Raw genomic sequence first — 26,487 nt, 5'->3', positions numbered from 1 at the left:
CGATATTGAGCTGGATGACACCGACGGGCTTGTCGAGCTGCCGCCACGCGGGGCAATGCTCACGCTGTGGTTAGGCTGGCAGGGGGCGGCTTTGCTGAATAAAGGCACGTTCACGGTCGACGAAATCGAGCACAGAGGAGCACCTGATACGCTGACCATCCGGGGCGCAGCGCCGATTTTCGCGGGACATTGAATTCACGCCGCGAGCAGTCATGGCATAACACCACTATCGGACAAATCTTGGAAACGATTGCAGCACGCAACAAACTGACGGCCAGTGTGGCCGACACGCTGAAAGCGATCCCCGTGCCCCACATTGACCAGTCGCAGGAGTCCGACGCGGTGTTTCTTTCCCGCCAGGCTGACCGGAACGGTGCAGCGGTCTCGGTAAAAGCGGGGAAACTGTTATTCCTGAAAGCCGGGAGCGGTAAGACGGCCAGCGGGAAGCCCCTCCCTCAGATGAACCTTCAGCGTGGCGACGGAGACCGTCATCAGTTTGCCATTGCTGACCGCGAAGCTTACACCGGCGTTACGGCGAAATGGTTGCATACGAAAGACCCGAAACCGCAGAAGCAAAAGGTAAAGCTCCAGCGCAAACCGAAAGAGCAGCACCTGCGCGCGCTGCAGCACCCGAAAGCGACCAAAGCCACGACAAAGCCCAAGTTAAAAAGGAGCAGGAAGCGCGCGAGGGTGAGTATATGGCCGATGAATCTGACAATGTGCTGGAACTCACGACCATCTACGCGACAAAGGCGCAGGCCATGCGCGCCGCTCAGGCAAAGTGGGACAAACTGCAGCGCGGAATCGCGGGGGTTTCAATTTCGCTGGCTATTGGCCGGGCAGATTTATTTCCTGAACGCCAATCGCGGTCAAAGGCTTTAAGCGCGTTATAGACTAGCAGGCGTGGATAATCAGCCGGGTGGTGCATAACCTCAACGGGAGCGGCTACATGACGGGCTTAGAGCTTGAGGTTAAGGTTTCTGATGTCGAGTACGAAAGCGAAGAATCAATAAAGTGATTTATATTTAACTATTTGTTATATAATGATAAATTGAGTGAAGTTAGCGCATCAAAAATCAAATGAAGTGCTCGCCATGTTTCACTGCCCAAAATGCCATTTCGCCGCTCACGCTCGCACAAGTCGGTATTTTACTGACACTACCAAGGAGCGGTATCATCAGTGCACAAACATCAACTGCAGTTGTACGTTTGTCACCACTGAAACGGTTGAGCGGTTTAGTGCATCGCCTGCAGTATTAGTGCCAGCTCCACCTCACCCGGCAATATCAGGGCAGCAGAAAATGAACTGGATGTGACCTATGGTAATTTTAAATATAGAGAAATAACAATTAATTGTTATTTTAGGTTAAAATGGCATCTACTAATAAATTAAGGTTTTCGTCATGCCGCAAATCGATACAAAATTAATCTTTAAAGTAATTTCTTCTTGGAAATCGCGGGTCTGGGCAAGAATATATTTTTTTGTGGTTATATTGTTCGCTGTCTTGTACTACGGATTTTGGTTGTTAAAGCCAGATAGTTTTATTATTAACTCGGAGCTTAATGTGCATCCATTTTACGATATGAATGTGATGCTTTGGAGTGATGATAATTACGATTACCCTATGGGTAGCGGCATAGATTTGAATGTTCTTAAAAAAGAAAATGACGAATATGTTTTAAAATTATCCAAAGATAAAAATGATCTAGAGAAAATTGATTCTGAACTGGCTGATCTTGATAATGAGTTTAATTCAGTTTATAAGAAAAAAGAAGCCGAGTTTACAGAGAGAACAAAGGATTATGAGCAGGAGATGTTGTCAGGTTTTATAGCTCATGAGAAAGCTTTAGAAGCTAGAGTGGCTAATCTTGAAAAAGACTCTCCAGTTATAGTTAAGACAAATGATGATGTTATGAAAATTCAGCGCATTGGTGATGAGCGAGTCAGATTAGCAGAGGCTAGATTAGAAACCGCACGGCAATCATTTAAAATTGCTGACTATATCCTTAAGAATTTGATGCTGTTTACTTCTAAGGAGACGCGTGATGATTTAATTAAATTAAATGAACAAAGAACAATTTATAATGACAAAAGATTTAAGCTGGTAAAAGAAATGGGGGATAGGCGTTCCGCTGCAATTGATAACGTTGGTCGATATTACAAGCAGTACATGGCAAGACTCAATATTATTGATTTCATTTATTTTAGTGTAGGGATATCTACAACTACAACTTTTGGTGACATTGTTGCTAGTGATAGATTAATCAGGGCTTTTGTCAGCCTTCAGCTTCTGTTGTGCATATTTATCGTTGGTGGCTTTTTAAATTCCGTAATGAATAAAAATTAAATAACTTTAATTCATCTTTTTTGGTTTGCTGCAAGTGATAAGCAAAATTGATAGTTGTATACGATTCTTAGGTATGCATAAAGTCATCGAATATTTATCAGTGAGGAGCAACCTAGCATATGCGGGACTGCTCCTATTGATGTGGTCAATCTGTGGACGTGACCTGAAATAAATCCTTTCATTTCATTATGTTAAGGTGTTAAAAAAGGCTCCCGAGGAGCCTTTTTCACATCAAAACACTTTTTTGTACGGACGCACGGTCACGTTGGCGTACACGCCTGCCGCCACGTACGGATCCGCATCGGCCCAGGCGGTTGCCGCTTCCAGAGACTCAAACTCCGCGATAACCGTCGAGCCAGAAAAACCTGCCGTGCCCGGATCGTTGCTGTCGACGGCCGGCATTGGGCCTGCGGTCAGTAATCGACCTTCGTCCTGCAACAGCTGTAAACGCGCCAGATGGGCAGGGCGCACCGAGAGGCGTTTCTCCAGGGAATCAGCGACATCTTCTGAATAGATCACATAAAGCACGGCGAAGCTCCTTAACCAGTAAAAGTGCCGATTACGTTATGTGAAAGCGCAAGTGACTGCAATGTAAAGATAACGGCAAGTGCATGCCCAACGCGGTCGGAAGGGATTTACCGGATAATAATGCATCAAAAATTCCTCTCGCAGCCCTGGCGGAGTGAGGTAACGTACGCATTCCAGGCCAGGATACCTCTTCGTTCACTCTTGAGCGGATGACGGCTGAAACGAAGGTATGTTATTACGTGGCGCATGGTGATACACTTTGACGCAAATGATTATCAATTAGCTAAAAGCCTATTAAATGTATGTCTTATGCTACGATGCCGAATAGCTCAACGACCATGACTCTTGATTTTCCTCGCCGTTTTCCCTGGCCGACGCTGCTCTCCGTGGCGATCCACGGTGCCCTCGTGGCGACGCTGCTTTACGCTTCGGTGAATCAGGTTATTGAAATGCCCGCGCCTTCGCAGCCCATTTCGGTAACGATGGTCACGCCTGCGGAGCTTGAGCCGCCGCAGGTTGCGCCACCACCGCCGCAGCCGGTGGCCGAGCCCGAGCCGGAACCGGAGCCAGAAGTGGTCCCTGAGCCGCCAAAAGAGGCGCCCGTGGTGATCCACAAGCCTGAACCAAAACCTAAGCCGAAGCCTAAGCCAAAACCCAAGCCGGTGAAAAAGGTTGAAGAGCGCCCGAAACGTGAGGAACGCCCGGTCGAGACTCGCACCGCACCGGTTCAAAACACCGCGCCCGCGCGCACGGTGATGAACAATACGCCTGCGGTGGCGAAACCGACGGTAGCCGCGCCAGCTGGCCCGCGCGTATTAAGCCGTAACCAGCCGCAGTATCCGGCGCGTGCACAGGCCCTGCGTATTGAAGGACGCGTGCGCGTGAAGTTTGACGTGACCCCGGACGGTCGCGTTGATAACGTTCAGATCCTCTCCGCGCAGCCGTCGAATATGTTTGAGCGTGACGTCAAAGCCGCCATGCGTAAATGGCGCTACGAGGCGGGCAAGCCGGGAAGCGGCCTGATTGTGAATATCGTGTTCCGCCTGAACGGCGGGGCGCAAATGGAATAAAAAAAAGCCTCCGCAATGGAGGCTTTTTTTATATCTGACGATCAGCTCTGCGGGAGCTGTCTCGGTTTCCCTTCGCTGTCTACCGCGACATAGATAAACAGCGCTTCCGTCGCCTTATAGCGCTGGCCGATAGGCTCGGAAGAGACTTTCTTGACCCACACCTCGATATTGATTGAAATCGAGGTGTTGCCGCGTTTCACGCAGCGCGCATAGCAGCATACCACATCGCCCACCGCCACCGGGCGCAGGAAGGTCATGCCGTCCACTCTCACGGTCACTACGCGCCCGTGAGCAATCTCTTTTGCGAGAATCGCTCCCCCCATATCCATCTGTGCCATTAACCAGCCACCAAAAATGTCGCCGTTGGCGTTGGTGTCGGCAGGCATTGCTAATGTGCGTAAAACCAGTTCACCCTGAGGGGCGTTAGTTGTTGTCATTGTTTTAACTCGTAACTGAAGACTTCAGGCGGGATGCTACTATGATTTTCGACCGGAGAGAATAGCGCAGAACGCCCGCATGGCGAGCGTTCCGGGGTGAATCGTTAGTGCTTATCGTCCTGCTGTGGCATGTGGCGATAAATATAAACGCCGCTTAACAGGGTAAATATCAGCGTTAGCGCGGTCAGGCCAAAGACCTTGAAGTTGACCCAGATATTCTGCGGCAGCCAGAAGGCGATATAGATATTCGCGAGGCCGCACAGAATAAAGAAGACCGCCCAGGCGATATTCAGCCGCGACCACACGTCCTGCGGCAGCGTCAGCTCTTTGCCCAGCATGCGCTGGATCAGCGGCTTTTTCATGACCCACTGGCTGATAAGCAGCGCGCCGGCGAACAGGCCGTAAATCACCGTCACCTTCCACTTGATGAACTCGTCGTTGTGGAAGAACAGGGTTAACCCGCCAAAGACCGCCACCAGAACGAAGGTGATCAGCGCCATTTTTTCGACTTTGCGATAACGCACCCAGCTATAGATGAGCACGATAGCGGTAGCGACGATCAGTGCCGAGGTAGCGGCGTAAATGTCGTAGAGCTTATAAAACGCGAAAAACACGACAAGGGGTAAAAAATCAAGAAACTGCTTCATTCTGTGATTCCATCTTCTTCGTTGAGCCGGGCCTCTGGACCCGGCGATCGGATTACTGACGAATTAACGTATACAGGCGGAACAGGTAGACCAGCAGCACGGCTGAAATCAGGTTGCTCAGCGTATTCGCCACAACCGCGCCCACGTTTGGCGTGAGCACGGCAAAGTTCGGTGCAAACAGCAACAGCAGCGTTTTTGCCAGCAGCCAGCCGATAACGGCGGGCGCGACCAGACGCATATTAGACCATGCCAGCTTTATGCTGCTGCGCATAGCGATGAATATTCCCATTTTATCCTGAACAACCATCACTGGCGCGAATGAAAGCACGATAGCCAGCAGAATACCGGGAACCACGACCAGCATAATGCCAATCTGCACTAGCATGGTGGTTAAGAAGATAAGGATAAACAGCTTCGGCAAGACCGGTGCGCTGGCGCCAATGGCGCGCAGGGCGCTGACGCGATGACCAGCAGAGACCAGCTGGATCATCAGCAGAACCCCGCCCGCCAGCACCGCGTTGCCAATCAGGCCGGAAAAGGTCGACGCCGCCGACGCCCGCAGCAGAATTTGCTGTTGTTCCGGAGACATGTTCTGCACCAGCTCAAATAACCCCACGCTACCGGCAAGATTATCGCCCTGGCTCAGGCTGGCAATCTGCTCGTCGCTCGGTGAAAACGCATGGCCAAGCACCACCGTGATAAATGCACATAACAACGCAATCAGTAAAAAGGTAATGAACTGATTGCGGAAAAAATTCCCCGTGTCACGGTAGACGGACTTCGCCGTGATAGACATGCACTCTCCTTGAGTATTGCAGGTGTTAATGAGCCGGCAATTGTACACCGGATAAGTCTGCGGTGGCAGCATCAAGCCTTGTATGGAAAAGCATATCTTTGTAAAGCCGGGTAATCTGCTGCTCACCCTAAAAATTGACCTGGAAACAGGTTATTGCCTTTCACAGAGCGGCAAAAAATTAACACAGATCAATGAATGTTAAATTACTGATTTTTGTGTGATCTATGTTGGATCACTTATTACTCTTTTGTGAGTATATTCACCCCCGCTATGAAAACCACAACGATGGAGCGGATATGAAAAAATTAGCGGTGGCAGCCCTTATCTTAAGCAGTCTCTCTGGCGGCGCGTACGCGCATGAAGCGGGCGAGTTCTTTATTCGTGCCGGTTCGGCAACGGTTCGTCCTACGGAAGGTTCCGACAACGTCCTGGGGATGGGCGGTTTTAACGTCAGCAACAATACCCAGCTGGGACTGACGTTCACCTATATGGCAACGGAAAACATTGGCGTTGAGCTTCTGGCCGCAACCCCATTCCGGCATCGCGTCGGCTTAGGGCCGACCGGGGATATCGCCACGGTTCACCATTTACCCCCAACCCTGATGGCGCAGTGGTATTTCGGTGACGCCAGCAGCAAGCTGCGCCCCTATATTGGCGCCGGGGTGAACTACACCACCTTCTTCGATGAGAAGTTCAACGATACCGGTAAAGAGGCGGGTCTTTCCGATCTCAGCCTGAAAGATTCCTGGGGGATGGCGGGGCAGGTCGGGATGGATTACCTCATCAACCGCGACTGGTTAATTAACGCCTCGGTCTGGTACATGGATATCGACACCGACGTGCGCTTCAAGCATAACGGTGACCAGCAAAGTATCCACACGCGTCTGGATCCGTGGGTCTTTATGTTCTCGGCGGGTTACCGTTTCTGATAGATAGACATATAGCTGGCCGCGGTGCGGCCAGTATTTTCAAAATGACGGATAAACGGGACGTTCATCCAGCTTTGCGCAATAGCGAAGCGACGACTCGCCATCATACCAGTAGCGGAATGTATCATTCTTAATCGAATGGAAAAGAATATCGCCGTTAGCAAAGGGAATTATTTCCGTATCACCTGCGCGTTTATGCCCCGCACCCGTTTCAAAATTTCCCTGCCATTTTTCCTGAGTATGTCCATAGACGTGCAATATCACTTCCACCAGCCCTCTCTCCGGGCAATTCAGTCTTAATACCGTGGAAGAAAAATCCAGACATAACGCGCGAAATGAAATAAAAAATAAACAAAACAAAAGCGTTCTAAAAACCATCAACACCATAAAGCCTTACTCAAATCAGGTGTAAGATTTTACTTAAGTAATAAATTTTGGCCTTGCCCTGGATCAAGAAGGCTTAACTATCAATATGATGGCGGTTAACGTCGACGTCGAGTACGACCCTGACGAACGATATATCCCTGCTGACGATATAATTAAGGTATGGTGGTGACTCTTTAGTTCTGGCAGGAGGGGATATCCCCAACATCAAATTTGAATGCCCGGTCTGTGCAGGGAAACAGTTTCAGTTTACCAGTTTTAGCCCTACACACGATCAACCTCATGGTGCAGTATGCGCCGTTTGCGGAACGCGACTCACCGCCCATTCATGCCTGACGAAACTTAAACGACGACGATGGCCTAAGCCAGTCTCCTGAATAAAGGCCTCAACAGAGGCCTTTTTAATATCTGAATTATTTTTGAATTAAATAGCGAATGGTTGGCCCGTCCTGCTGAATATCCAGCACGGTATAACCGTGGTTTTTCGCATCCAGCGGAATGTTATTAATCGACTGCGGGCAATCGCTAACCACTTCCAGGATCTCTCCTTTTTTAAGCTGCGGCAGCGCTTCAAGTGTCGCCACCGCCGGATAAGGGCAAGGCTCTCCCACCATATCCAGACGGTAGTCAGGTACGATCTCTTTCATGCAGTAGTCTCCTGGGCTGTGGTTTTCGCGGCCGAGCGGCGAAAGAAGCGTTTTTCCTGCGCGATAACCAGTAAAAAGGCGATCAGCAGCAGGGCGTAGGTGACCAGCAGGCCGCCCAGCGGCCCGAAGGTGCTCAGCAGGTTTACCTTGTCCCAGCTGGTTGCCAGCGCGGGGGATACGTCATCCCAGTAGTAGGCCAGAATGGTTGAGCCAATCACGTTGCCAAGCCCCACCCACCAGTAATGGACCTGGCCTTCAACCGCGCGATACATCCAGCCGGTTTCACAGCCGCCCGCCAGCACAATCCCGAAGCCAAATAACAGACCACCGATCACCGCGTTCGGGCCCGCCCACATAATTTTGGGCTCAACGCCAAGCTGGACGTAGCTGAAGATGCCGATGGCGCTCACCGCCATCCCGGCAATAATGGCTTTCGCCATCATGGTGCGCCCGGTGATCCACATATCGCGAAACGCCGAGGTAAAGCAGATTTGCGCGCGCTCGATAAGCAGACCAAAGCCCACGCCAAACAGCATGGCGAGGCCCAGCTTCGGCTGATTAAGGGCGGTGCACAATGCCCAGGCGATCGTGGCGAAGAAGACCAGCATGCCGAGGCGGAAACGACGACGCGCCTGGTCGGGCTTCTGCGTCAGCGGGGACGCCGCGCTGACTTTGGTCATTTTGACCGGAATACGGAAGAAGGGCAGCAGCGTAAAGCGCGCGCCAAAATAAGAGCCTATCGCCGTGGCGACGGCAAAGAACCACGCGTGAAGGGAGAACTGAGGAATACCGGTAAAGAAGGCGGCGAGGTTACAGCCCATCGCCAGACGCGCGCCGAACCCGGCGATGATCCCGCCCACGACCGCCTGCATAATGCGGATCCGGCTTTTCGGCATACGCAGCTTCACGTTGTTTGCCCACAGCGCGGCGGCAAAGCAGCCCCCGAACATGCCGATAATCATCATTCCGTCGATACGGGTGAGCGGCGTGCCGTCCAGATGAATCAGTTTGAAATATCCCCACTCTTCGGCGTGGACCCCTGCGAGCTGCAACAGCTGACCGCCCCAGCGGGTAAACTCGCCGGTGACCGCCCAGAAGGTGCCGGTAATGCCGAAATAATAGGTAGAGAGAATGCCCGCAGCGATGACCGCCGGAACGGGTGACCAGAACTTAACCAGGTAAGTCTGTTTGAAGTAATGCCATGACATGTGTAAGCCTCTGAACTCAGAAGGTGTAAAGCGACAAAAGAAACCGAATCATACGCTGACGGCCGCGTTTGAAAAGGTATTCACGCCGAGAATATCGACGGGATCAATTTTGGCCTGACACTTAAGTATTACAGAGGAGGGAAAACCGTCTGGCAATGCGCCAGACGGTGAGGGCATTACGCGTGACGGGTTGCCGCTTTCATTCCGGTCGCGAAGGTTTTCAGCTCCGCCAGCATCTGTTCTGGCTTATCCAGGTTGTTCTCGATGATTTTGACAATCGCGGAGCCTGAAATCGCGCCCGCCGCTTTCGCGTCGATAGCGGCACGCACCTGCTCCGGCGAGGAAATCCCAAAGCCCTGTAGCGGAGGCGCGGCGTTGTACTCGGCCAGCTTTTCCACCAGATGGTGCAGCGGCAGGGCGGCTTTGTTCTCCGCGCCGGTGACGCCCGCGCGAGAGAGCAGATAGGTGTAGCCGCGTCCGTAAGAGGCAATCTGGCGCAGCAGTGCATCATCGGCATTCGGCGGGCAGATGAAAATCGGCGCGACGTTATGGCGCATTGCCGCCTGGCGGAACGGGGCAGACTCTTCAACCGGCACGTCGGCAACCAGCACGGAGTCTACGCCCACGCGGGCGCACTCGGCGTAGAATTCGTCGATACCGCGGTTGAACACCAGGTTGGCATACATCAGCAGGCCAATCGGAATGGTCGGGTGCTTCTGGCGAATGGCGGCCAGCATTTCGAAGCACTGGGTTGGCGTCACGCCTGACGCAAAGGCGCGCAGGGTGGCGTTCTGAATGGTCGGGCCGTCCGCCAGCGGATCCGAGAACGGGATCCCCAGCTCCAGCGCATCGGCACCGGCTTCAATCAGGGTGTCGATGATTTTTAACGACTGCTCAGGGCCCGGATCGCCCAGCGTAACGAAGGGAACGAACGCGCCTTCCTGGCGGGATTTCAGTTGTGCAAATGCGTTATCGTAGCGTTCCATCAGATTTCCCCTCGTGCTTTCAGAATATCGTGAACGGTGAAGATATCTTTATCACCGCGACCGGAAAGGTTCACCACCAGCAGCTGCTCTTTTTCCGGGTTTTCTTTAATCATTTTCAGCGCGTGCGCCAGCGCGTGGGAGGACTCCAGCGCCGGGATGATCCCTTCGTTACGACACAGCGTTTTGAAGGCTTCCAGCGCTTCGTCATCGGTAATCGAGACATATTCCGCGCGTCCGGTGCTGTTCAGGTACGCGTGCTGCGGCCCGACGGACGGGAAGTCCAGCCCGGCAGAAATAGAGTAAGACTCCTCAATCTGGCCTTCGTCGGTCTGCATCATCGGCGATTTCATGCCGAAGTAGATCCCCACGCGACCGTGCTTGAGCGGTGCGCCGTGCTCGCCGGATTCGATCCCGTGACCCGCTGGCTCCACGCCAATCAGACCCACGCTGGTGTCGTCGATAAAGTCAGCAAACATGCCGATGGCGTTAGAGCCGCCGCCCACGCAGGCGATCACCGCATCCGGCAGGCGACCCTCTTTTTCGAGGATCTGCGCTTTTGTCTCTTCGCCGATCATGCGCTGGAACTCGCGCACGATGGTCGGGAACGGGTGCGGGCCTGCGGCGGTGCCGAGCATATAGTGCGCGGTGTCGTAGCTGCCGGACCAGTCGCGCAGCGCCTCGTTACAGGCATCTTTCAGCGTGGCGGAGCCGCTGTGCACCGGGATCACTTCCGCACCCATCAGCCGCATGCGGAACACGTTCGGCGACTGGCGCTCAACGTCCTTCGCCCCCATGTAGATACGGCATTTCAGGCCGAGCAGCGCGCTCGCCAGCGCCGACGCCACGCCGTGCTGGCCCGCGCCGGTTTCGGCGATGATTTCGGTTTTGCCCATCCGCTTGGCAAGCAGCGCCTGGCCTAACACCTGGTTGGTTTTGTGCGCGCCGCCGTGCAGCAGATCTTCACGCTTGAGGTACAGCGTGGTGTTGGTGCCCTCGGTCAGGTTGCGGCATTTGGTCAGCGCCGTCGGGCGGCCCGCGTAGTTTTTCAGCAGGTCGGTAAACTCGGCCTGAAACGCCGGGTCTTTCTGGGCGCTGACGAAAGCTTCTTCGAGCTGGCGCAGTGCGGGCATCAGGATCTGTGGAACGTACATCCCACCGAACTCACCAAAATACGGGTTAAGTAATGTCGTCATCTTTTCTTCCTTAATATGCACGCAGAGTTTTAAACACCGAGGCCAGTTTGCTGGCGTCTTTAATTCCCGGTTCTGACTCTACGCCTGAATTGAAATCGAGGCCTGCGCAGCCGGCTTTAGCCGCTTCTACACAGTTGTCCGGGCTTAAGCCACCCGCGAGCAGGACGTTGTCCAGCACTTCGCCATGAAGCAGCGACCAGTCGAAACGCTGGCCGGTGCCGCCCTGGCCGTTATCCAGTACATATTTATCGACGTGGTTCAGGTTACGCGCGGGCAATGTCTCGCCTACGCTCTGCGCCTTCCAGATTTGAACGGAAGGGGCAAGCACCGCACGCAGCGCGTCGATGTAGGCCTGGTCTTCGCTGCCGTGCAGCTGCACCGCGCGCAGGGATAACGCCCCGGCTTTTGCCGCCACGTCTGCAATCTCGGCATTGCGGAACACGCCCACATAGCCGAGCGGGGCGGCGGCGATAACCTGGCGCGCCTGGTCTTCGGTCACGGCACGGGGAGAGGTGTCCACGAAGATCAGCCCGCCGTAAATCGCCCCGGCCTCATAGGCCGCTTTCGCATCCTGCTCCCGGGTTAAGCCGCACACTTTGTTTTCACCCAGAAGCACGCGGCGCACGGCGGCGTTGAGATCGTCATGCTCCATCATCGCCGAGCCAATCAGGAAGCCGTTGGCAAAGTGGCTCAGCTCGCGGACCTGGGCATAGCTGTTAATGCCGGATTCGCTGATGACGGTCACGCCCGCCCCCAGACGCGGCGCAAGCTGGCGGGTGCGGTTGAGGTCAATCGACAGATCGCGCAGGTCGCGGTTGTTGATGCCCACCACTTTGGCCTCCAGCGCAATGGCGCGCTCCAGCTCCTCTTCGTTGCTCACTTCGGTCAGCACGCCCATGTTCAGGCTGTGCGCCACCGCCGACAGCTGGCGATACTGCTCGTCGTCGAGCACCGAGAGCATCAGCAGGCAGGCGTCGGCCTGGTAAAAGCGGGCCAGCCAGATCTGATACGGGTCGATAATAAAGTCTTTGCACAGGATCGGCTGCGGCGCGATGCCGCTGACAATCGGCAGAAAATCAAAGCTGCCCTGGAAGTATTTCTCATCCGTCAGCACCGAAATGGCCGACGCATGGTGTTTGTAGATCCCGGCGATACGCGCGGGATCGAAATCATCGCGAATCACGCCTTTCGATGGCGAGGCTTTCTTACACTCCAGGATAAACGCAGTGCGCGCGCCCTGAAGCGCATCGTAAAAACGGCGGGTGCTCGGCACCACGTCGTTCTGGAAACTGGCAAGCGGCTGCTGCGCTTTGCGGGCTTCTACCCAGATGGCCTTGTCGGCAACGATTTTCGCTAAAACGGTCTGCATTCTTTATCCTCTTGCCGCAAGTGCGGTAACGCGATCGTAGGCTGCTCCTGAGCGCAGTACGTCGAGAACTTTTTGCGCGTTGACCTTCAGGTCTTCCTCGCCGTGCAAACGCATCAGCATGGCGACGTTGGCGGCAACGGCTGCCTCATGAGCGGACTCACCTTTACCTTGTAATAAGCGCGTGAGAATGTCACGGTTTTCTTCCGGCGTGCCGCCTGCCAGCGCCTCCTGGCGATACGGGGTCAGGCCGAAGTCGGCGGCGTCCAGCTGATAGCTCTGGATCTCGCCGTTGCGCAGCTCGGCAACCAGCGTTGGCGCGTGGAGAGACACCTCGTCCATCCCGCCGCTGTGAACCACCGCCGCCCGCTGATAGCCCAGCACGCGCAGGGTTTCAGCAATTGGCAGCACCAGTTCCGGGCTGTAAACGCCAATCAGCGCCAGCGGCGGATGCGCCGGGTTAATCAGCGGCCCCAGCACGTTAAACAGGGTGCGGGTTTTAAGCTGCTGGCGAACCGGCATCGCGTGGCGGAACCCGGTGTGATATTTCGGTGCGAACAGGAAGCACACGCCCAAATCGTCCAGCGCCTCGCGGGAGCGTTCGGCCTTCATGTCCAGATTAATACCAAAGGCTGCCAGTAAATCCGACGAGCCGGAGCGGCTGGATACGCTGCGGTTGCCGTGTTTCGCCACCTTCATGCCGCACGCCGCCGCCACAAAGGCGCTGGCGGTGGAAATATTAATGCTGTTGCTGCCGTCACCGCCGGTCCCGACGATATCCGCAAACGGGTAGTCCGGGCGCGGGAACGGGGCGGCGTTTTCCAGCAGGGCCGTGGCGGCACCGGCGATCTCCTGCGGGCTTTCACCGCGCACCTTCATGCTCACCAGCGCGGCGGCCAGCTGCTCGGGTTTCAGTTCACCGCGCACCACCGCCGAGAAGAGCTGGTGGCTCTCCTGCTGGCTCAGGGTTTGCGCCTGGTACAGTTTTTCCAGAATTGGTTGCAGGGTGTTGGTCTGCTCCAGCTTCTGTAACGCCCAGTCAAGGGTTTGCTCCAGCAGGCGCGCGCCGTTAGAGGTCAGGATCGACTCCGGGTGGAATTGCAGGCCGCAGACACGATCCGCATCGTGACGCACCGCCATCACCATGCCTTCAAACGAGGCGTTGATGGTAAGCCCGGCCGGAATATTACTGCCGACCAGCGAGTGGTAACGCGCCACCGGCAGCGGGTTTGGCAGCCCGGCGAACATCGCCTGACCGTCATGTTCAATGCTGGAGGCTTTACCGTGCAGGATCTCGCCCGCCTGACCCACGTAGCCGCCGTAGGCTTCAACAATCGCCTGATGCCCCAGGCAGATACCGATAATCGGCAGCTTGCCGCGCATACGGGTCAGCAGCTCGGGCATACAGCCGGCTTCGCTTGGCGCGCCGGGGCCGGGGGAGAGCATCAGCACCGGGCTTTGCATGGTGGCCAGGCGGTCAATCAGGGTCTGGGCCGGAACGTGGTTACGGTAGATAACCACGTTGTGGCCGTTTGCACGCAGCTGATCTGCCAGGTTGTAGGTGAAAGAGTCGATATTATCGAGCAGCAGAATGTCAGCCATCAGAAAATCTCCTGTGCATGGTGTGCGGTCGCAATGGCGCGCAGGACCGCGCGTGCTTTACTGCGCGTTTCGTCAGCTTCAGACTGCGGAACCGAATCAAGAACAATGCCCGCGCCCGCCTGGACGGTGGCGATTCCGTCTTCCACGTAGGCCGAGCGGATCACGATGCAGGTGTCGAGGTCACCGTGCGCGGTAAAGTAACCTACCGCACCGCCGTAGCTGCCGCGACGACGGCCTTCGGCTTCGGCGATAAGCTGCATCGCTCGCACCTTCGGCGCGCCGCTCAGGGTGCCCATGTTCATACAGGCGCGATAGGCGTGCAGCACGTCCAGATCGCTGCGCAGTTCTCCGACCACGCGGGAAACCAGGTGCATCACAAACGAATAACGGTCAACTTTGGTCAGGTCCGCCACGTAGCGGCTGCCGGGGGTGCAGATGCGGGCCAGATCGTTACGCGCCAGGTCGACCAGCATCAGGTGCTCGGAGAGCTCTTTGTGGTCGGTGCGCATTTCCAGCTCAATACGGCTGTCGAGATCGCGATCCAGTGAGCCATCCGCACGACGACCGCGCGGGCGGGTGCCGGCAATCGGGTAGATCTCAATCTGGCGGCTGGTGGCATCGTATTTAAGCGAGCTTTCCGGCGACGCGCCGAACAGCGTGAAGTCGTTGTCCTGCATAAAGAACATGTACGGGCTAGGGTTGCTCTTTTTCAGCACGTCGTAGGCCGCCAGCGGGGACGGGCACGGCAGGGAGAAGCGACGGGAGGGCACCACCTGGAAAATCTCCCCGGCGCGAATGGCTTTCTGCATCTGACGCACTACCGCGCCGTACTGGTCATCGCTCTGGCTCACCTCGCACTGCATCTGTTCGATACGCTGTACCGGCAGCGCAGGCGGCTCTTCGGTCATCTGCTGTTGCAGCTGGGCGATGCGGTGCTCAAGACGGCGCTTTTCAGAAGCAGAAGGCGTGAACAGGCTCGCCTGGATGCGGGTGTATTTTTTCTGATGGTCGATCACCATCAGGGTTTCTGCCAGATAGAAGCAGTAGTCCGGGCAGCGGTTGCCCTGTTCGGTTTCCGGTAAATCTTCAAAACCCGCCACCAGGTCATAGGCAAACAGCCCGCCGAAGAACATCGCTTCGCGTTCGTCTTCCGGCACCGACACCAGGTTTTGCAGCAGGCGGAAGGCGTCGAACACCGACAGCGAACACAGGCGCGCGTCTTCATCCAGCAGCTGGCTGACCGGCGGGAAGTGCAGAACGCGCTTTTCCGGATGGTGTTCGTTTTCGATGCCCGCAGGCAGCGCGGCATCCAGCAGCGGCAGCAGGGCCGCACCGTTATCGGATAACGCCTTAATGGTGACAGTGTCACCGAGCGCCGTAATGCGCAGCGCGCTGTCGACTAACAGCAGGCTCTTGAGATCGTCTTTGCTGTCGATATCCGCAGATTCCAGCAGGAGGGTGGCCGGACGCGCCCCGCAGACCTGGTGAAACAGCGCGGTAGGGTTATGGCGATACGCCGCCTCGCAGGTCAGCAGTTCGAGGTCAGGTTTGGCTGTTTGCATGTTGTTGTTCTCATTTATTCTGTTCAAAAAAAAGCCCGCTTGAGAGCGGGCGTGGTATCTGTTTGCGTTTCGCAGACGTGTGACACTGCCCGTTAATCAGGAAGTACGCCACCAACCGTGCAGAGTGAAATGTGCAGTCATTTTCAGATACCTTTCTCGTGTGAACTTGCGTACTAGTTAACTAGTTCGATGGCGTATTGTCAACCCTTGATTTCAGAATTTCGCGGCAAGTCGTTATCATAGGCTTTCTGGATGTTTTTAACCTGTGATGGGAAGTGCTTTGAGCGATACAACTTACGCCGTGATTTATGATTTACACAGCCACACTCAGGCTTCTGATGGCCTGCTGACGCCTGAAGCGTTAGTCCATCGTGCCGTTGAGATGCGGGTGGGCACGCTGGCCATCACCGATCACGACACCACCGACGGGATCCCCGCCGCGCGCGCGGAGATTGCCCGCAGCAGATTAGCGCTCAACCTGATTGCCGGAGTCGAGATCTCGACCGTCTGGGAAAACCATGAAATTCATATCGTTGGCCTGAACATCGATACAGAACATCCTGCAATGCGCGCGTTTTTGCAAGAACAAAAAACGCGCCGTAATCAGCGCGCCGAAATGATTGGCGAGCGTCTTGAAAAGGCCAACATTCCCGGCGCCCTGGAAGGCGCGCAAAAGCTGGCGAACGGCGGGGCGGTCACGCGCGGGCACTTCGCGCGATTCCTGGTGGGGGCGGGCAAAGCCACCACCATGGCCGACGTATTTAAAAAGTATCTGGCGCGCGGGAAAACCGGATACGTCCCGCCGCAGTGGTGTACAATAGAACAAGCTATTGATGTGATTCATCATTCTGGCGGTAAGGCGGTGCTGGCCCATCCCGGGCGGTATAATCTTTCTGCTAAATGGCTGAAAAGACTGCTGGCACACTTCGCCGAACGCGGCGGTGACGCGATGGAAGTCGCGCAATGCCAGCAGGCTCCCAACGAGCGGTCGCAGCACGCGACCTGGGCCAGGCAGTTTGGACTGTATGGCTCGCAGGGCTCTGATTTTCATCAGCCCTGCGCGTGGATAGAGCTGGGGCGCAAGCTCTGGCTTCCCGCTGGCGTCGAACCTGTCTGGCAGCTCTGGGAACAGCCACGGCAAATTGAAGAGAGGGAAGTATGAGTCAGTTTTTCTATATTCATCCGGATAACCCGCAGCCTCGCCTGATTAATCAGGCCGTGGAGATTGTCCGCAAGGGTGGCGTTATCGTCTACCCGACCGATTCTGGCTATGCGCTGGGCTGCAAAATTGAAGATAAAGGGGCGATGGAGCGCATCTGTCGCATCCGCCAGCTGCCGGACGGCCACAACTTTACCCTGATGTGTCGCGATCTCTCCGAGCTGTCGACCTATGCCTATGTGGATAACGTGGCGTTTCGTCTGATCAAGAACAACACGCCGGGCAACTACACCTTCATCCTGAAAGGGACGAAAGAGGTGCCGCGCCGTCTGTTGCAGGAAAAGCGTAAAACCATTGGGATGCGCGTGCCTTCGAACCCGATTGCGCAGGCGCTGCTCGAAACGCTGGGCGAGCCGATGCTCTCCACCTCGCTGATGCTGCCGGGCAGCGAGTTTACCGAGTCCGACCCGGAGGAGATCAAAGATCGCCTTGAAAAGCATGTCGAGCTGGTTATTCACGGCGGCTACCTGGGTCAACAGCCCACCACGGTGGTCGATCTGACGGAAGATGCGCCGGAAGTGATCCGTGAAGGCGCGGGCGACGTTAAACCTTTCTTGTAAGGGTGTAAGCGGCTATACTACGCGGCCATCAAAACGGGCTCTGTCCCGTTTTTGACCTGATTCGACGCCTGTGAAGGCGACACCTGAGGAAGCTCTATGAGCGAGAAGTTACAGAAAGTGCTGGCGCGCGCCGGCCACGGTTCACGCCGTGAAATCGAAGCCATTATTGAAGCCGGCCGCGTGAGTGTGGACGGTAAAGTCTCCACGCTGGGCGACCGCGTAGAAATCGTACCGGGTCTGAAAATCCGCATCGACGGTCATCTTATCTCCGTGAAAGAGTCCGCCGAGCAGATCTGCCGCGTGCTGGCCTACTACAAGCCGGAAGGCGAGCTGTGTACCCGCAACGACCCGGAAGGTCGTCCAACCGTGTTTGACCGCCTGCCTAAGCTGCGCGGCGCTCGCTGGATTGCGGTTGGTCGTCTGGACGTTAACACCTGCGGTCTGCTGCTGTTTACCACCGACGGCGAGCTGGCAAACCGACTGATGCACCCGAGCCGTGAAGTGGAACGTGAATACGCGGTGCGCGTTTTCGGCCAGGTTGATGAAAACAAACTGCGCGATCTGTCTCGCGGCGTTCAGCTTGAAGACGGCCCGGCGGCATTCAAAACCATCAAATTCACCGGCGGTGAAGGGATTAACCAGTGGTACAACGTGACCCTGACCGAAGGCCGTAACCGCGAGGTGCGTCGTCTTTGGGAAGCCGTTGGCGTGCAGGTTAGCCGCCTGATCCGCGTGCGTTATGGTGACATCCTGCTGCCGAAAGGCCTGCCGCGCGGCGGCTATACCGAGCTGGATTTAACCCAGACCAACTACCTGCGCGAGCTGGTGGGCCTGACGCCGGAAACCACCTCTAAGGTGGCGGTGGAAAAAGATCGTCGTCGTATGAAGGCGAATCAGATCCGCCGTGCGGTGAAGCGTCACAGCCAGGTGAGCAACAATCGCCGCTCTGGCAGCCGCAATAACAACGGTTAAAATAAAAGCCCGGTTGAATCAACCGGGCTTTTTTCTTAATAATCTATGCCGATTTGCGCTTTGATGCCTGCGTCAAAGGCATGTTTCACCGGTCGCAGTTCGCTGACGGTATCCGCCAGTTCCAGAATATCCCGATGACATCCCCGCCCCGTCACAATCACCGTCTGATGCACCGGACGATTGCGTAACGCCTCGAGCACCGCCTCAAGGGGCAGATAATCGTAGGCCACCATATAGGTGATTTCATCCAGCAACACCATGTTGAGCGCCGGATCGGCAAGCATTCGTCTGGCATGTTCCCACACGGCCAGGCACGCGGCGGTATCGGTTTCACGATTTTGCGTGTCCCAGGTAAACCCGGTCGCCATTACCTGAAATTCAACGCCGTGAGGCTCCAGCAAGTTCCGCTCACCGTTGGGCCATTCACCCTTAATGAACTGGATCACGCCCACTTTCTGTCCATGACCGACGGCCCGCGTTGCCGTACCGAATGCGGCGGTGGTTTTCCCTTTGCCGTTTCCGGTGAAGACGATAATGATGCCGCGTTCATCCTGTGCGGCCGCGATGCGCGCATCGACCTGCTCTTTCAGGCGCTGCTGACGCTGCTGGTGGCGTTCTTCACTCATTGCGAAATTCCCGGTTTACGGCCCGGCTGGGCGTCAAAGGTCATCCCGGTTTTACGGCGGCTGTCATCGCCCATCAGCCAGAGATAGAGAGGCATGATTTCTGCCGGGGTCTTCAGCTTTTGCGGATCTTCGCTCGGGAAGGCGCTGGCCCGCATTTTAGTGCGCGTACCGCCCGGGTTAATGCAGTTTACGCGCAGGTGACGGCTCTGGTACTCCTCGGCCAGCACCTGCATCATGCCCTCGGTGGCAAATTTCGATACGGCGTAAGCGCCCCAGTTTGCGCGCCCCTGGCTGCCGACGCTTGACGAGGTAAAGACCAGCGAGCCTGAATCCGACCTGAGTAATAAAGGAAGCAGTGCCTGGGTCAGGAAGAAGGTACCGTTGATATTGACCTGCATCACCTGCTGCCAGATCTCAGGATCCTGCTCGTCCATCGGGCGAACTTCCCCGAGCAGACCGGCGTTATGCAGCACGCCGTCAAGACGCGGGTGCTGGGTTTCTATCCGCCGCGCCAGCGCCTGGCAGCTTTCCGGCGTGCAGGTTAATAAATCAAGGGTGTACCACGGGGCAGGCGTACCGCCCGCGTCTTCAATCTCTTTCGCCACGCTGCGCAGCTTGTCTTCGTTGCGGCCAACCAGTATGACGTGGGCGCCGTAGCGGGAATAGGTCAAAGCGGCTTCGCGGCCAATGCCGTCGCTGGCTCCGGTAACAAGAATGATGCGATTCTGGAGTAGATTTTTTTGGGGCTGATAATGCACGGTGACTCCTCTGGGCGCGGGAGTGGATTGCGCCTGCTTTTTATCACTTTTAGGGTTTATGCCCGAAAAAGCATGAGAATTCAATCAGTCTACAGGAGGCTTCGCTGTGAAATTAACAATTTGCAAATATTTCGATCTGAAATGGGGATTTCTGAAGGCGGCTCGCACAGGTATCGTCACGAGCAAGACGCCTGGCAACGGCTGTTGTACACTGGCGGGGAAGAATCGTGGTTAATCAAGGTGGAACGCGTGGAATTACTTTCTGAATATGGGTTGTTTTTAGCCAAGATCGCGACGGTGGTTATTGCCATCGCGGTTATCGCTGTGCTGGTGGTTAACCTGAAGCAGCGTAAACGTCAGCGCGGCGAGTTACGGATCACTCGTCTGAGCGAGCAGTATAAGGAGATGCAGGAAGAGATGTCGCTGGCATTGCTGGACAGCCATCAGCAGAAACAGTGGGCAAAAGCGCAGAAGAAAAAGCAGAAGCAGGAAGCCAAAGCGGCAAAGGCGAAAGCTAAACTGCAACGTCCGCAGGATGACGTTAAACCACGCGTCTACGTGCTCGATTTTAAAGGCAGTATGGATGCCCATGAGGTCTCTTCCCTGCGTGAAGAGGTGACGGCGGTTCTGTCGGTGTTTAAACCGCAGGACCAGGTGGTATTACGCCTCGAAAGCCCCGGCGGCGTGGTGCATGGCTATGGTCTGGCTGCCTCACAGCTCCAGCGTCTGCGCGACAAGCAGATCCCGTTGACGGTTGCCGTGGACAAGGTCGCTGCCAGCGGCGGTTACATGATGGCCTGCGTTGCCGATAAGATTGTGGCGGCACCGTTTTCCATCATCGGCTCAATCGGCGTCGTGGCGCAGATCCCCAACTTTAACCGTTTCCTGAAAAACAAAGAGATCGACATTGAGCTGCACACCGCAGGGCAATACAAACGCACGCTGACGTTACTGGGTGAGAACACCGAAGAGGGCCGTCAGAAGTTTCGTGAAGATCTCAATGAAACGCACCATCTCTTTAAGGACTTTGTTCACCGTATGCGCCCGACGCTGGATATCGATCACGTCGCCACGGGCGAGCACTGGTACGGCTCTCAGGCACAGGAAAAAGGGCTGGTGGATGAGGTCGGTACCAGCGACGACCTGCTGCTGGGGCTGATGGAAGGGCGCGAACTGGTGGGCGTGCGCTACACCCAGCGTAAGCGTATGCTCGACCGCTTCACCAACAGCGCCGCAGAGAGCGCGGACCACCTGCTGCTGCGCTGGCTACAGCGCGGACAGAAACCGCTGCTGTAAATGAAAACGCGAGGCATGTGCCTCGCGTTTTGCTTTAATCGACCAGGTGATACTTTTCGGAAAGCGTATGCGCCAGGTATTTGAACATGTTGAATACCGCGGTGCTTTTCGGGGTAGGTAAACCTTGTTCATCCAGGAAATATTCGCCGCTGAAGATCAACACGCCGTTACGCTGTTCAACGCCGGTCGCTTCGATACCCGCCAGAGTATCCTCGTGATCGCGAATCAGTTTGTTCGCTTCGATAAGCAGAGATGCCCGGTCAATGGGTTGGGTTGTATTTTGCATAATCTACTCCTTAAACAGTGGCAATAGTCTACGCCGCGCGGGCTTGAGGGGCAAATTTTCCCTGTTATGTGAGGGGGTAAGCGCCACCCGGATAATTGGCACAATCGGCTTTTGCATGCTAATAAAGTTGCGTAACGAATTTTATCAGGTACAGTGTGCGCTTTCGTCATTCTGGCAACAGAATTGCTTGACATTCGACCTTGAATTCGTCACGAAGTAACTTTGATTTGAGAAAAATGCCCGAAAACTCAATCACCTGGACATAGACCTGTTGATGTCCGGCAAGTAAAAGGGGTTGATATCCCCTGACGCAGTCTCAATATCAATGGCTCGTCGTCAGCGGAAGGGAAATCAACGTGCGGCGTATTCCTGGAAGAATTAAATTAGGTAAAGGTGAATATGGGTAAAGCTCTCGTCATCGTTGAGTCCCCGGCAAAAGCCAAAACGATCAATAAGTATCTGGGTAACGACTACGTGGTTAAATCCAGCGTTGGTCACATCCGCGATTTGCCGACCAGTGGCTCAGCCAGCAAAAAGAGCGCAGACTCTACCTCCACCAAAGGGGCTAAAAAGCCTAAAAAGGATGAACGTAGCGCGCTTGTCAACCGCATGGGTGTTAACCCGTGGCACAACTGGGATGCACAATATGAAGTGCTGCCAGGGAAAGAAAAAGTCGTCAATGAGCTGAAGCAGCTCGCCGAAAAAGCCGACCACATCTATCTCGCAACCGACCTTGACCGCGAAGGGGAAGCCATTGCATGGCACCTGCGGGAAGTGATCGGTGGCGACGACAAACGCTACAGCCGTGTAGTGTTTAACGAAATTACGAAGAATGCGATTCGTCAGGCGTTTGAAAAGCCGGGCGAGCTGAATATTGACCGCGTAAATGCTCAGCAGGCACGTCGCTTTATGGACCGTGTCGTGGGCTATATGGTCTCTCCGCTGCTGTGGAAAAAGATTGCCCGTGGCCTGTCCGCAGGGCGCGTACAGTCTGTTGCCGTGCGTCTGGTGGTTGAACGTGAGCGTGAAATCAAAGCGTTCGTCCCGGAAGAGTACTGGGAAGTGGACGCGAACGTGACCACGCCGGGCGGCGACGCGCTGCCTTTGCAGGTCAGCCATCACCACGACAAACCGTTCCGTCCTGAAAATCGCGAGCAGACCATGTCTGCCGTGGCGCTGCTGGAAAAAGCGCGCTACCAGGTGCTGGAGCGCGAAGACAAACCGACCAGCAGCAAACCGGGCGCGCCGTTTATTACCTCTACGCTGCAACAGGCGGCGAGCACGCGTCTGGGTTATGGCGTGAAGAAAACCATGATGATGGCGCAGCGCTTGTATGAAGCGGGCTACATCACCTATATGCGTACTGACTCAACTAACCTGAGCCAGGACGCGGTTAACATGGTTCGCGGCTATATCAGCGAGAATTTCGGCAAGAAATACCTGCCGGAAAGCGAAAACCAGTACGCCAGCAAGGAAAACTCACAGGAAGCGCACGAAGCGATTCGTCCTTCTGACGTGTCTGTCCTCGCTGAGTCGCTGAAGGATATGGAAGCCGACGCGCAGAAACTGTATCAGCTGATCTGGCGCCAGTTTGTGGCCTGTCAGATGTCACCTGCGAAGTACGATTCCACCACGCTGACCGTGGGCGCGGGTGATTTCCGCCTCAAAGCGCGTGGCCGTATCCTGCGCTTCGACGGCTGGACGAAAGTGATGCCTGCGCTGCGTAAGGGTGATGAAGACAGAACGCTGCCTGCGGTGAACAAGGGGGATGAACTCTCCCTGGTTGAACTGCTTCCGGCGCAGCACTTCACCAAACCGCCTGCGCGCTTCAGCGAAGCCTCGCTGGTGAAAGAGCTGGAAAAACGCGGTATTGGCCGTCCGTCTACTTACGCTTCCATTATCTCGACCATTCAGGATCGCGGTTATGTGCGCGTAGAAAGCCGTCGCTTCTATGCTGAAAAGATGGGTGAAATTGTTACGGATCGTCTGGAAGCCAACTTCCGCGAGCTGATGAACTACGACTTCACCGCGCAGATGGAAAACAGCCTCGACCAGGTTGCCAGCCATCAGGCGGAATGGAAAAAGGTGCTCGACAGCTTCTTTAGCGACTTTACCACGCAGCTGGATAAAGCCGAGAAAGATCCTGAAGAAGGCGGAATGCTGCCAAACCAGATGGTACTGACCAGCATCGACTGCCCAACCTGCGGCCGCAAGATGGGGATCCGTACCGCCACGACCGGCGTGTTCCTCGGCTGTTCTGGTTACGCGCTGTCGCCTAAAGAGCGCTGCAAAACCACCATCAACCTGGTGCCGGAGAACGAAGTTCTCAACGTGCTGGAAGGTGATGACGCCGAAACGAACGCGCTGCGTGCGAAACGTCGCTGTAAGAAATGCGGCACGGCGATGGACAGCTACCTTATCGATCCGAAGCGTAAACTGCACGTCTGTGGTAATAACCCGACCTGCGACGGCTACGAGATTGAAGAGGGCGAGTTCCGCATTAAGGGCTATGACGGCCCGGTTGTTGAGTGTGAGAAGTGTGGCTCTGAAATGCACCTGAAGATGGGGCGTTTCGGCAAGTACATGGCCTGTACCAACGACGAGTGCAAAAACACCCGTAAAATCCTGCGTAACGGTGAAGTGGCTCCGCCGAAGGAAGATCCGGTGCCGCTGCCAGAGCTGCCGTGTGAGAAATCAGATGCGTACTTCGTGCTGCGTGACGGCGCTGCCGGGGTCTTCCTCGCGGCCAACACCTTCCCGAAATCGCGTGAAACCCGTGCGCCGCTGGTGGAGGAGCTGTACCGCTTCCGCGATCGTCTGCCGGAAAAACTGCGTTATCTGGCCGATGCGCCACAGCAGGATCCGGAAGGTAATAAGACGGTTGTGCGCTTTAGCCGCAAAACCAAGCAGCAGTACGTGGCTGCGGAGAAAGAGGGTAAAGCGACCGGATGGTCAGCCTTCTTTGTCGACGGTAAATGGGTTGAAGGCAAGAAATAATCTGCACTTAGCGTAACTTACCTGTTAAAGGGCCGGTCTTCCGGCCCTTTTTTATTACGTCGTTATTATTTTTTGTTCCGTACTATACAGTCAGGCTATAAATGATATAGTGGTTATAGTTAACCCTTTTCTTATTATCAAATCGTCTTAAGCGATTGACCGCGTGCGCTAAATCGGATGGTCTGGCATGAAATTACAGCAGCTTCGCTATATCGTTGAGGTGGTAAATCACAACCTTAACGTTTCTTCTACCGCTGAAGGACTTTATACCTCACAACCCGGCATCAGTAAGCAGGTTCGCATGCTTGAAGATGAGCTGGGTATTCAAATTTTTGCCCGCAGCGGGAAGCATCTCACCCAGGTGACGCCAGCGGGACAGGAAATCATCCGCATTGCCCGCGAAGTGCTCTCAAAAGTGGATGCAATTAAATCCGTCGCCGGAGAGCACACCTGGCCGGACAAAGGCTCTCTCTATATTGCTACTACGCACACGCAGGCTCGCTACGCGCTGCCCGGCGTGATCAAGGGCTTTATTGAGCGATACCCGCGCGTGTCGCTGCACATGCATCAGGGCTCTCCAACCCAAATCGCTGAGGCGGTATCAAAAGGCAATGCGGATTTTGCGATTGCCACCGAGGCGCTGCATCTGTACGACGACCTGGTGATGCTGCCGTGCTATCACTGGAATCGCTCGATTGTGGTAACGCCGGATCATCCGCTGGCAGGGAAGGGCTCGGTGACCATCGAGGAGCTGGCGCAGTATCCGCTGGTGACCTACACCTTCGGCTTTACCGGTCGCTCCGAGCTGGATACGGCATTCAACCGCGCAGGGTTAACGCCGCGCATCGTCTTTACCGCGACCGATGCTGACGTGATTAAAACCTACGTGCGTCTGGGGCTGGGCGTGGGCGTGATTGCCAGCATGGCCGTCGATCCGGTATCTGACCCGGATTTAGTGCGCCTTGATGCGCATGATATCTTCAGCCACAGCACCACCAAAATTGGTTTCCGCCGCAGCACTTTCCTGCGCAGCTATATGTATGATTTTATTCAACGCTTTGCGCCGCATTTAACGCGTGACGTGGTGGATACCGCCGTTGCTTTGCGTTCTAATGAAGACATCGAAGAGATGTTTAAAGATATTAAGCTTCCCGCCAAATAATCACTTCCGGTATCTTTCCCTTGTGGAAAGATACCGAAATATCCGCTTAAACCGAAATCAGAATTATCATCATCTGCATCCCACTGCCATATAATGTCATAACCCATTTAATTGATGTGGTCATACTGTCGTGATTTTGCGACAAAAGTAGAAACTAATTTCCGACTGCGCAAATTATTCTTCTCAATTATTTATTTCTGGTCAAAAGAATGAATATTTCATCATCATGAACGAGTAAATTCACTGGCTTTTCAGCTAAAGTTTCTTTAGGATTTATCTCAACTGGTGATTACTTGTACCGATTGTTTGGTGTGAAAATGATAAGCGGTGTCGATTGTATGAGGTTAGCAATGCCGTCAGGAACTGAAGAACCGCAAAGGGATCTTGTGCTTAAACGTAAAGCCTGGCTCGCGGTGTTTATTGTCTCCGCCCTGTTTTGGGTGGGCGTTGCGCTTCTGGCCTGGAAATATTGGGGTTGAATATGACAGTGACTGCACGGACAGAAACCGGAAAACCAATGTGTCAGCCTCGTGACAATGGCCTTAAAGGCAGCAAAGAGCCGACAACGACCGTGCCTGCGTCCTGGAAACTGACCGCGCAGCAAAAGGCTTTTATTGATGTGTTCGCGGAAGACGAGCCTAAAAAACAGTAATGGGGTTATGTGCCCTTTAACATTAATAGCCTGAACACCGTTCTGCACTTTTGTACTCTTTAATAAATACACATCGGCAATATAGTGCTGGGGCGCGTCCTCAGGAACATTAATAAATAAAGTCTGGTGTCACTATGATGAATAACATGACAACGCTCAAATACTGGTCGTGGATTGGCGCATTCTCTTTGTCGATTCTCTTCTGGTGTCAGCTTTTCTGGCTGACCTTCCACTAACAGACAAAACCTCGCTTCGG

The 26,487-nt window shown here is 54.9% G+C and carries 29 protein-coding genes, 2 pseudogenes and 1 other annotated feature; of the genes and pseudogenes, 14 read left to right on the top strand and 17 right to left on the bottom strand.

Features of this window, described 5'->3' with window-relative positions; genetic code table 11:
- Positions 1 to 4 precede the first annotated feature (4 nt).
- From ACSVHP_RS04865 to ACSVHP_RS04855, 3 genes and pseudogenes are all read left to right on the top strand, one after another.
- Positions 5 to 1,018: pseudogene (locus tag ACSVHP_RS04865) on the top strand (phage late control D family protein).
- A 76-nt stretch (positions 1,019 to 1,094) separates the two neighbouring features.
- On the top strand, positions 1,095 to 1,316 hold the full coding sequence (locus ACSVHP_RS04860) for a DNA-binding transcriptional regulator (RefSeq protein ID WP_447551257.1): 222 nt from the start codon (positions 1,095 to 1,097) through the stop codon (positions 1,314 to 1,316).
- 87 nt (positions 1,317 to 1,403) lie between these two features.
- The gene (locus ACSVHP_RS04855; RefSeq protein ID WP_447551152.1) at positions 1,404 to 2,348 is read left to right on the top strand and encodes an ion channel; all 945 of its coding nucleotides are present in this window, start codon (positions 1,404 to 1,406) and stop codon (positions 2,346 to 2,348) included.
- 231 nt (positions 2,349 to 2,579) lie between these two features.
- Here the strand turns inward: ACSVHP_RS04855 and ACSVHP_RS04850 are convergent, their stop codons facing one another.
- Positions 2,580 to 2,876, bottom strand: a complete 297-nt coding sequence (locus ACSVHP_RS04850; protein WP_447551151.1) for a YciI family protein — start codon at positions 2,874 to 2,876, stop codon at positions 2,580 to 2,582.
- Positions 2,877 to 3,214: 338 nt separating this feature from the next.
- On the opposite strand from ACSVHP_RS04850, the gene tonB reads away from it, so the two are divergent.
- Positions 3,215 to 3,946, top strand: a complete 732-nt coding sequence (tonB, locus tag ACSVHP_RS04845; protein WP_447551256.1) for a TonB system transport protein TonB — start codon at positions 3,215 to 3,217, stop codon at positions 3,944 to 3,946.
- A gap of 41 nt (positions 3,947 to 3,987) precedes the next feature.
- Here the strand turns inward: tonB and yciA are convergent, their stop codons facing one another.
- The 4 genes and pseudogenes from yciA to ACSVHP_RS04825 all read right to left on the bottom strand — a co-directional run.
- Complete coding sequence (gene yciA, locus ACSVHP_RS04840; RefSeq protein WP_234672078.1) at positions 3,988 to 4,383, bottom strand: acyl-CoA thioester hydrolase YciA; 396 nt, start codon at positions 4,381 to 4,383, stop codon at positions 3,988 to 3,990.
- Between the two features lie 104 nt (positions 4,384 to 4,487).
- Entirely contained in the window at positions 4,488 to 5,030 is a 543-nt protein-coding gene (locus ACSVHP_RS04835; protein WP_234672080.1) for a septation protein A, read from the bottom strand.
- Between the two features lie 52 nt (positions 5,031 to 5,082).
- On the bottom strand, positions 5,083 to 5,826 hold the full coding sequence (locus ACSVHP_RS04830; protein ID WP_234672082.1) for a YciC family protein: 744 nt from the start codon (positions 5,824 to 5,826) through the stop codon (positions 5,083 to 5,085).
- Positions 5,827 to 5,851: 25 nt separating this feature from the next.
- Positions 5,852 to 5,932: pseudogene (locus tag ACSVHP_RS04825) on the bottom strand (YkgJ family cysteine cluster protein); the annotation flags it as partial.
- 190 nt (positions 5,933 to 6,122) lie between these two features.
- Between ACSVHP_RS04825 and ompW the strand changes: the two are divergent.
- Positions 6,123 to 6,755, top strand: coding sequence for an outer membrane protein OmpW (gene ompW, locus ACSVHP_RS04820; RefSeq protein WP_234672083.1), 633 nt, complete (start codon positions 6,123 to 6,125; stop codon positions 6,753 to 6,755).
- A 39-nt stretch (positions 6,756 to 6,794) separates the two neighbouring features.
- Here the strand turns inward: ompW and ACSVHP_RS04815 are convergent, their stop codons facing one another.
- The 9 genes from ACSVHP_RS04815 to trpL form a co-directional block, all read right to left on the bottom strand.
- Positions 6,795 to 7,142 carry a hypothetical protein gene (locus tag ACSVHP_RS04815; protein WP_234672084.1) on the bottom strand — a complete coding sequence of 116 codons (348 nt, stop codon included), beginning with the start codon at positions 7,140 to 7,142 and terminating at the stop codon, positions 6,795 to 6,797.
- Between the two features lie 410 nt (positions 7,143 to 7,552).
- Positions 7,553 to 7,786: a sulfurtransferase-like selenium metabolism protein YedF gene (gene yedF / locus ACSVHP_RS04810; protein ID WP_003856774.1), complete on the bottom strand. Its 234-nt coding sequence runs from the start codon at positions 7,784 to 7,786 to the stop codon at positions 7,553 to 7,555.
- Positions 7,783 to 8,994, bottom strand: coding sequence for a selenium metabolism membrane protein YedE/FdhT (gene yedE, locus ACSVHP_RS04805; protein WP_447551150.1), 1,212 nt, complete (start codon positions 8,992 to 8,994; stop codon positions 7,783 to 7,785). Before yedE ends, yedF begins: the two co-directional genes overlap by 4 nt.
- A 176-nt stretch (positions 8,995 to 9,170) precedes the next feature.
- Positions 9,171 to 9,980: a tryptophan synthase subunit alpha gene (gene trpA, locus ACSVHP_RS04800; protein ID WP_447551149.1), complete on the bottom strand. Its 810-nt coding sequence runs from the start codon at positions 9,978 to 9,980 to the stop codon at positions 9,171 to 9,173.
- Entirely contained in the window at positions 9,980 to 11,173 is a 1,194-nt protein-coding gene (gene trpB / locus ACSVHP_RS04795; RefSeq protein ID WP_234672097.1) for a tryptophan synthase subunit beta, read from the bottom strand. The genes trpA and trpB overlap by 1 nt, the downstream gene beginning before the upstream one ends.
- A gap of 10 nt (positions 11,174 to 11,183) precedes the next feature.
- Complete coding sequence (gene trpCF / locus ACSVHP_RS04790) at positions 11,184 to 12,542, bottom strand: bifunctional indole-3-glycerol-phosphate synthase TrpC/phosphoribosylanthranilate isomerase TrpF (protein ID WP_447551148.1); 1,359 nt, start codon at positions 12,540 to 12,542, stop codon at positions 11,184 to 11,186.
- A 3-nt stretch (positions 12,543 to 12,545) separates the two neighbouring features.
- Positions 12,546 to 14,141, bottom strand: coding sequence for a bifunctional anthranilate synthase glutamate amidotransferase component TrpG/anthranilate phosphoribosyltransferase TrpD (gene trpD, locus ACSVHP_RS04785; RefSeq protein ID WP_417313337.1), 1,596 nt, complete (start codon positions 14,139 to 14,141; stop codon positions 12,546 to 12,548).
- Positions 14,141 to 15,703 carry an anthranilate synthase component 1 gene (locus ACSVHP_RS04780; protein WP_447551147.1) on the bottom strand — a complete coding sequence of 521 codons (1,563 nt, stop codon included), beginning with the start codon at positions 15,701 to 15,703 and terminating at the stop codon, positions 14,141 to 14,143. The genes trpD and ACSVHP_RS04780 overlap by 1 nt, the downstream gene beginning before the upstream one ends.
- A gap of 25 nt (positions 15,704 to 15,728) precedes the next feature.
- Positions 15,729 to 15,823 (bottom strand) — a sequence feature (Trp leader region).
- Positions 15,800 to 15,844, bottom strand: a complete 45-nt coding sequence (gene trpL, locus ACSVHP_RS04775; RefSeq protein WP_106993556.1) for a trp operon leader peptide — start codon at positions 15,842 to 15,844, stop codon at positions 15,800 to 15,802. It overlaps the preceding feature by 24 nt.
- A gap of 139 nt (positions 15,845 to 15,983) precedes the next feature.
- On the opposite strand from trpL, the gene rnm reads away from it, so the two are divergent.
- The 3 genes from rnm (at position 15,984) to rluB (ending at position 18,454) form a co-directional block, all read left to right on the top strand.
- Positions 15,984 to 16,865: an RNase RNM gene (gene rnm / locus ACSVHP_RS04770; RefSeq protein ID WP_447551146.1), complete on the top strand. Its 882-nt coding sequence runs from the start codon at positions 15,984 to 15,986 to the stop codon at positions 16,863 to 16,865.
- Positions 16,862 to 17,482: an L-threonylcarbamoyladenylate synthase gene (locus ACSVHP_RS04765; protein WP_234672107.1), complete on the top strand. Its 621-nt coding sequence runs from the start codon at positions 16,862 to 16,864 to the stop codon at positions 17,480 to 17,482. The genes rnm and ACSVHP_RS04765 overlap by 4 nt, the downstream gene beginning before the upstream one ends.
- Before the next feature lie 96 nt (positions 17,483 to 17,578).
- The gene (rluB, locus tag ACSVHP_RS04760) at positions 17,579 to 18,454 is read left to right on the top strand and encodes a 23S rRNA pseudouridine(2605) synthase RluB (protein ID WP_014070506.1); all 876 of its coding nucleotides are present in this window, start codon (positions 17,579 to 17,581) and stop codon (positions 18,452 to 18,454) included.
- Between the two features lie 35 nt (positions 18,455 to 18,489).
- Here rluB and cobO read toward each other — a convergent pair whose 3' ends face one another.
- Together cobO and ACSVHP_RS04750 are read right to left on the bottom strand one after the other, a co-directional pair.
- Positions 18,490 to 19,080 carry a cob(I)yrinic acid a,c-diamide adenosyltransferase gene (gene cobO / locus ACSVHP_RS04755; RefSeq protein WP_447551145.1) on the bottom strand — a complete coding sequence of 197 codons (591 nt, stop codon included), beginning with the start codon at positions 19,078 to 19,080 and terminating at the stop codon, positions 18,490 to 18,492.
- The gene (locus ACSVHP_RS04750; RefSeq protein ID WP_234672112.1) at positions 19,077 to 19,838 is read right to left on the bottom strand and encodes a YciK family oxidoreductase; all 762 of its coding nucleotides are present in this window, start codon (positions 19,836 to 19,838) and stop codon (positions 19,077 to 19,079) included. Before ACSVHP_RS04750 ends, cobO begins: the two co-directional genes overlap by 4 nt.
- 249 nt (positions 19,839 to 20,087) lie before the next feature.
- On the opposite strand from ACSVHP_RS04750, the gene sohB reads away from it, so the two are divergent.
- The gene (gene sohB, locus ACSVHP_RS04745; protein WP_447551144.1) at positions 20,088 to 21,134 is read left to right on the top strand and encodes a protease SohB; all 1,047 of its coding nucleotides are present in this window, start codon (positions 20,088 to 20,090) and stop codon (positions 21,132 to 21,134) included.
- A gap of 34 nt (positions 21,135 to 21,168) precedes the next feature.
- Here sohB and ACSVHP_RS04740 read toward each other — a convergent pair whose 3' ends face one another.
- On the bottom strand, positions 21,169 to 21,420 hold the full coding sequence (locus ACSVHP_RS04740; RefSeq protein WP_023312072.1) for a YciN family protein: 252 nt from the start codon (positions 21,418 to 21,420) through the stop codon (positions 21,169 to 21,171).
- Between the two features lie 399 nt (positions 21,421 to 21,819).
- Here ACSVHP_RS04740 and topA point away from each other — a divergent pair, with 399 nt between their 5' ends.
- From topA to ymiC, 5 genes are all read left to right on the top strand, one after another.
- Entirely contained in the window at positions 21,820 to 24,417 is a 2,598-nt protein-coding gene (topA, locus tag ACSVHP_RS04735) for a type I DNA topoisomerase (RefSeq protein WP_447551143.1), read from the top strand.
- Between the two features lie 187 nt (positions 24,418 to 24,604).
- Positions 24,605 to 25,579 carry an HTH-type transcriptional regulator CysB gene (cysB, locus tag ACSVHP_RS04730; RefSeq protein ID WP_006175683.1) on the top strand — a complete coding sequence of 325 codons (975 nt, stop codon included), beginning with the start codon at positions 24,605 to 24,607 and terminating at the stop codon, positions 25,577 to 25,579.
- Positions 25,580 to 25,917: 338 nt separating this feature from the next.
- Positions 25,918 to 26,058 (top strand): YmiA family putative membrane protein, encoded by a 141-nt coding sequence (locus tag ACSVHP_RS04725; protein WP_447551255.1) that lies wholly within the window; start codon positions 25,918 to 25,920, stop codon positions 26,056 to 26,058.
- A gap of 38 nt (positions 26,059 to 26,096) precedes the next feature.
- On the top strand, positions 26,097 to 26,231 hold the full coding sequence (locus ACSVHP_RS04720) for a hypothetical protein (RefSeq protein WP_265178082.1): 135 nt from the start codon (positions 26,097 to 26,099) through the stop codon (positions 26,229 to 26,231).
- A 137-nt stretch (positions 26,232 to 26,368) separates the two neighbouring features.
- A complete protein-coding gene (ymiC, locus tag ACSVHP_RS04715) occupies positions 26,369 to 26,467 on the top strand; it encodes a small membrane protein YmiC (RefSeq protein WP_420536294.1) in 99 nt (32 codons plus the stop codon).
- Positions 26,468 to 26,487 lie beyond the last annotated feature (20 nt).

It is taken from the genome of Enterobacter sp. 186315 (assembly GCF_053290175.1).
The sequence above is the reverse complement of the archived record's forward strand: the minus strand, read 5'-3'. Positions and strand labels throughout refer to the sequence as shown.

Coding starts and splice junctions, on each gene's coding strand:
- ACSVHP_RS04860 (WP_447551257.1), top strand. CDS start 1,095: ATGTTTCACTGCCCAAAATGCCATTTCGCCGCTCACGCTCGCACAAGT.
- ACSVHP_RS04855 (WP_447551152.1), top strand. CDS start 1,404: ATGCCGCAAATCGATACAAAATTAATCTTTAAAGTAATTTCTTCTTGG.
- tonB (WP_447551256.1), top strand. CDS start 3,215: ATGACTCTTGATTTTCCTCGCCGTTTTCCCTGGCCGACGCTGCTCTCC.
- yciA (WP_234672078.1), bottom strand. CDS start 4,383: ATGACAACAACTAACGCCCCTCAGGGTGAACTGGTTTTACGCACATTA.
- ACSVHP_RS04835 (WP_234672080.1), bottom strand. CDS start 5,030: ATGAAGCAGTTTCTTGATTTTTTACCCCTTGTCGTGTTTTTCGCGTTT.
- ACSVHP_RS04830 (WP_234672082.1), bottom strand. CDS start 5,826: ATGTCTATCACGGCGAAGTCCGTCTACCGTGACACGGGGAATTTTTTC.
- ompW (WP_234672083.1), top strand. CDS start 6,123: ATGAAAAAATTAGCGGTGGCAGCCCTTATCTTAAGCAGTCTCTCTGGC.
- ACSVHP_RS04815 (WP_234672084.1), bottom strand. CDS start 7,142: ATGGTGTTGATGGTTTTTAGAACGCTTTTGTTTTGTTTATTTTTTATT.
- yedF (WP_003856774.1), bottom strand. CDS start 7,786: ATGAAAGAGATCGTACCTGACTACCGTCTGGATATGGTGGGAGAGCCT.
- yedE (WP_447551150.1), bottom strand. CDS start 8,994: ATGTCATGGCATTACTTCAAACAGACTTACCTGGTTAAGTTCTGGTCA.
- trpA (WP_447551149.1), bottom strand. CDS start 9,980: ATGGAACGCTACGATAACGCATTTGCACAACTGAAATCCCGCCAGGAA.
- trpB (WP_234672097.1), bottom strand. CDS start 11,173: ATGACGACATTACTTAACCCGTATTTTGGTGAGTTCGGTGGGATGTAC.
- trpCF (WP_447551148.1), bottom strand. CDS start 12,542: ATGCAGACCGTTTTAGCGAAAATCGTTGCCGACAAGGCCATCTGGGTA.
- trpD (WP_417313337.1), bottom strand. CDS start 14,141: ATGGCTGACATTCTGCTGCTCGATAATATCGACTCTTTCACCTACAAC.
- ACSVHP_RS04780 (WP_447551147.1), bottom strand. CDS start 15,703: ATGCAAACAGCCAAACCTGACCTCGAACTGCTGACCTGCGAGGCGGCG.
- ACSVHP_RS04765 (WP_234672107.1), top strand. CDS start 16,862: ATGAGTCAGTTTTTCTATATTCATCCGGATAACCCGCAGCCTCGCCTG.
- rluB (WP_014070506.1), top strand. CDS start 17,579: ATGAGCGAGAAGTTACAGAAAGTGCTGGCGCGCGCCGGCCACGGTTCA.
- cobO (WP_447551145.1), bottom strand. CDS start 19,080: ATGAGTGAAGAACGCCACCAGCAGCGTCAGCAGCGCCTGAAAGAGCAG.
- ACSVHP_RS04740 (WP_023312072.1), bottom strand. CDS start 21,420: ATGCAAAATACAACCCAACCCATTGACCGGGCATCTCTGCTTATCGAA.
- topA (WP_447551143.1), top strand. CDS start 21,820: ATGGGTAAAGCTCTCGTCATCGTTGAGTCCCCGGCAAAAGCCAAAACG.
- cysB (WP_006175683.1), top strand. CDS start 24,605: ATGAAATTACAGCAGCTTCGCTATATCGTTGAGGTGGTAAATCACAAC.
- ACSVHP_RS04725 (WP_447551255.1), top strand. CDS start 25,918: ATGAGGTTAGCAATGCCGTCAGGAACTGAAGAACCGCAAAGGGATCTT.
- ACSVHP_RS04720 (WP_265178082.1), top strand. CDS start 26,097: ATGTGTCAGCCTCGTGACAATGGCCTTAAAGGCAGCAAAGAGCCGACA.
- ymiC (WP_420536294.1), top strand. CDS start 26,369: ATGAATAACATGACAACGCTCAAATACTGGTCGTGGATTGGCGCATTC.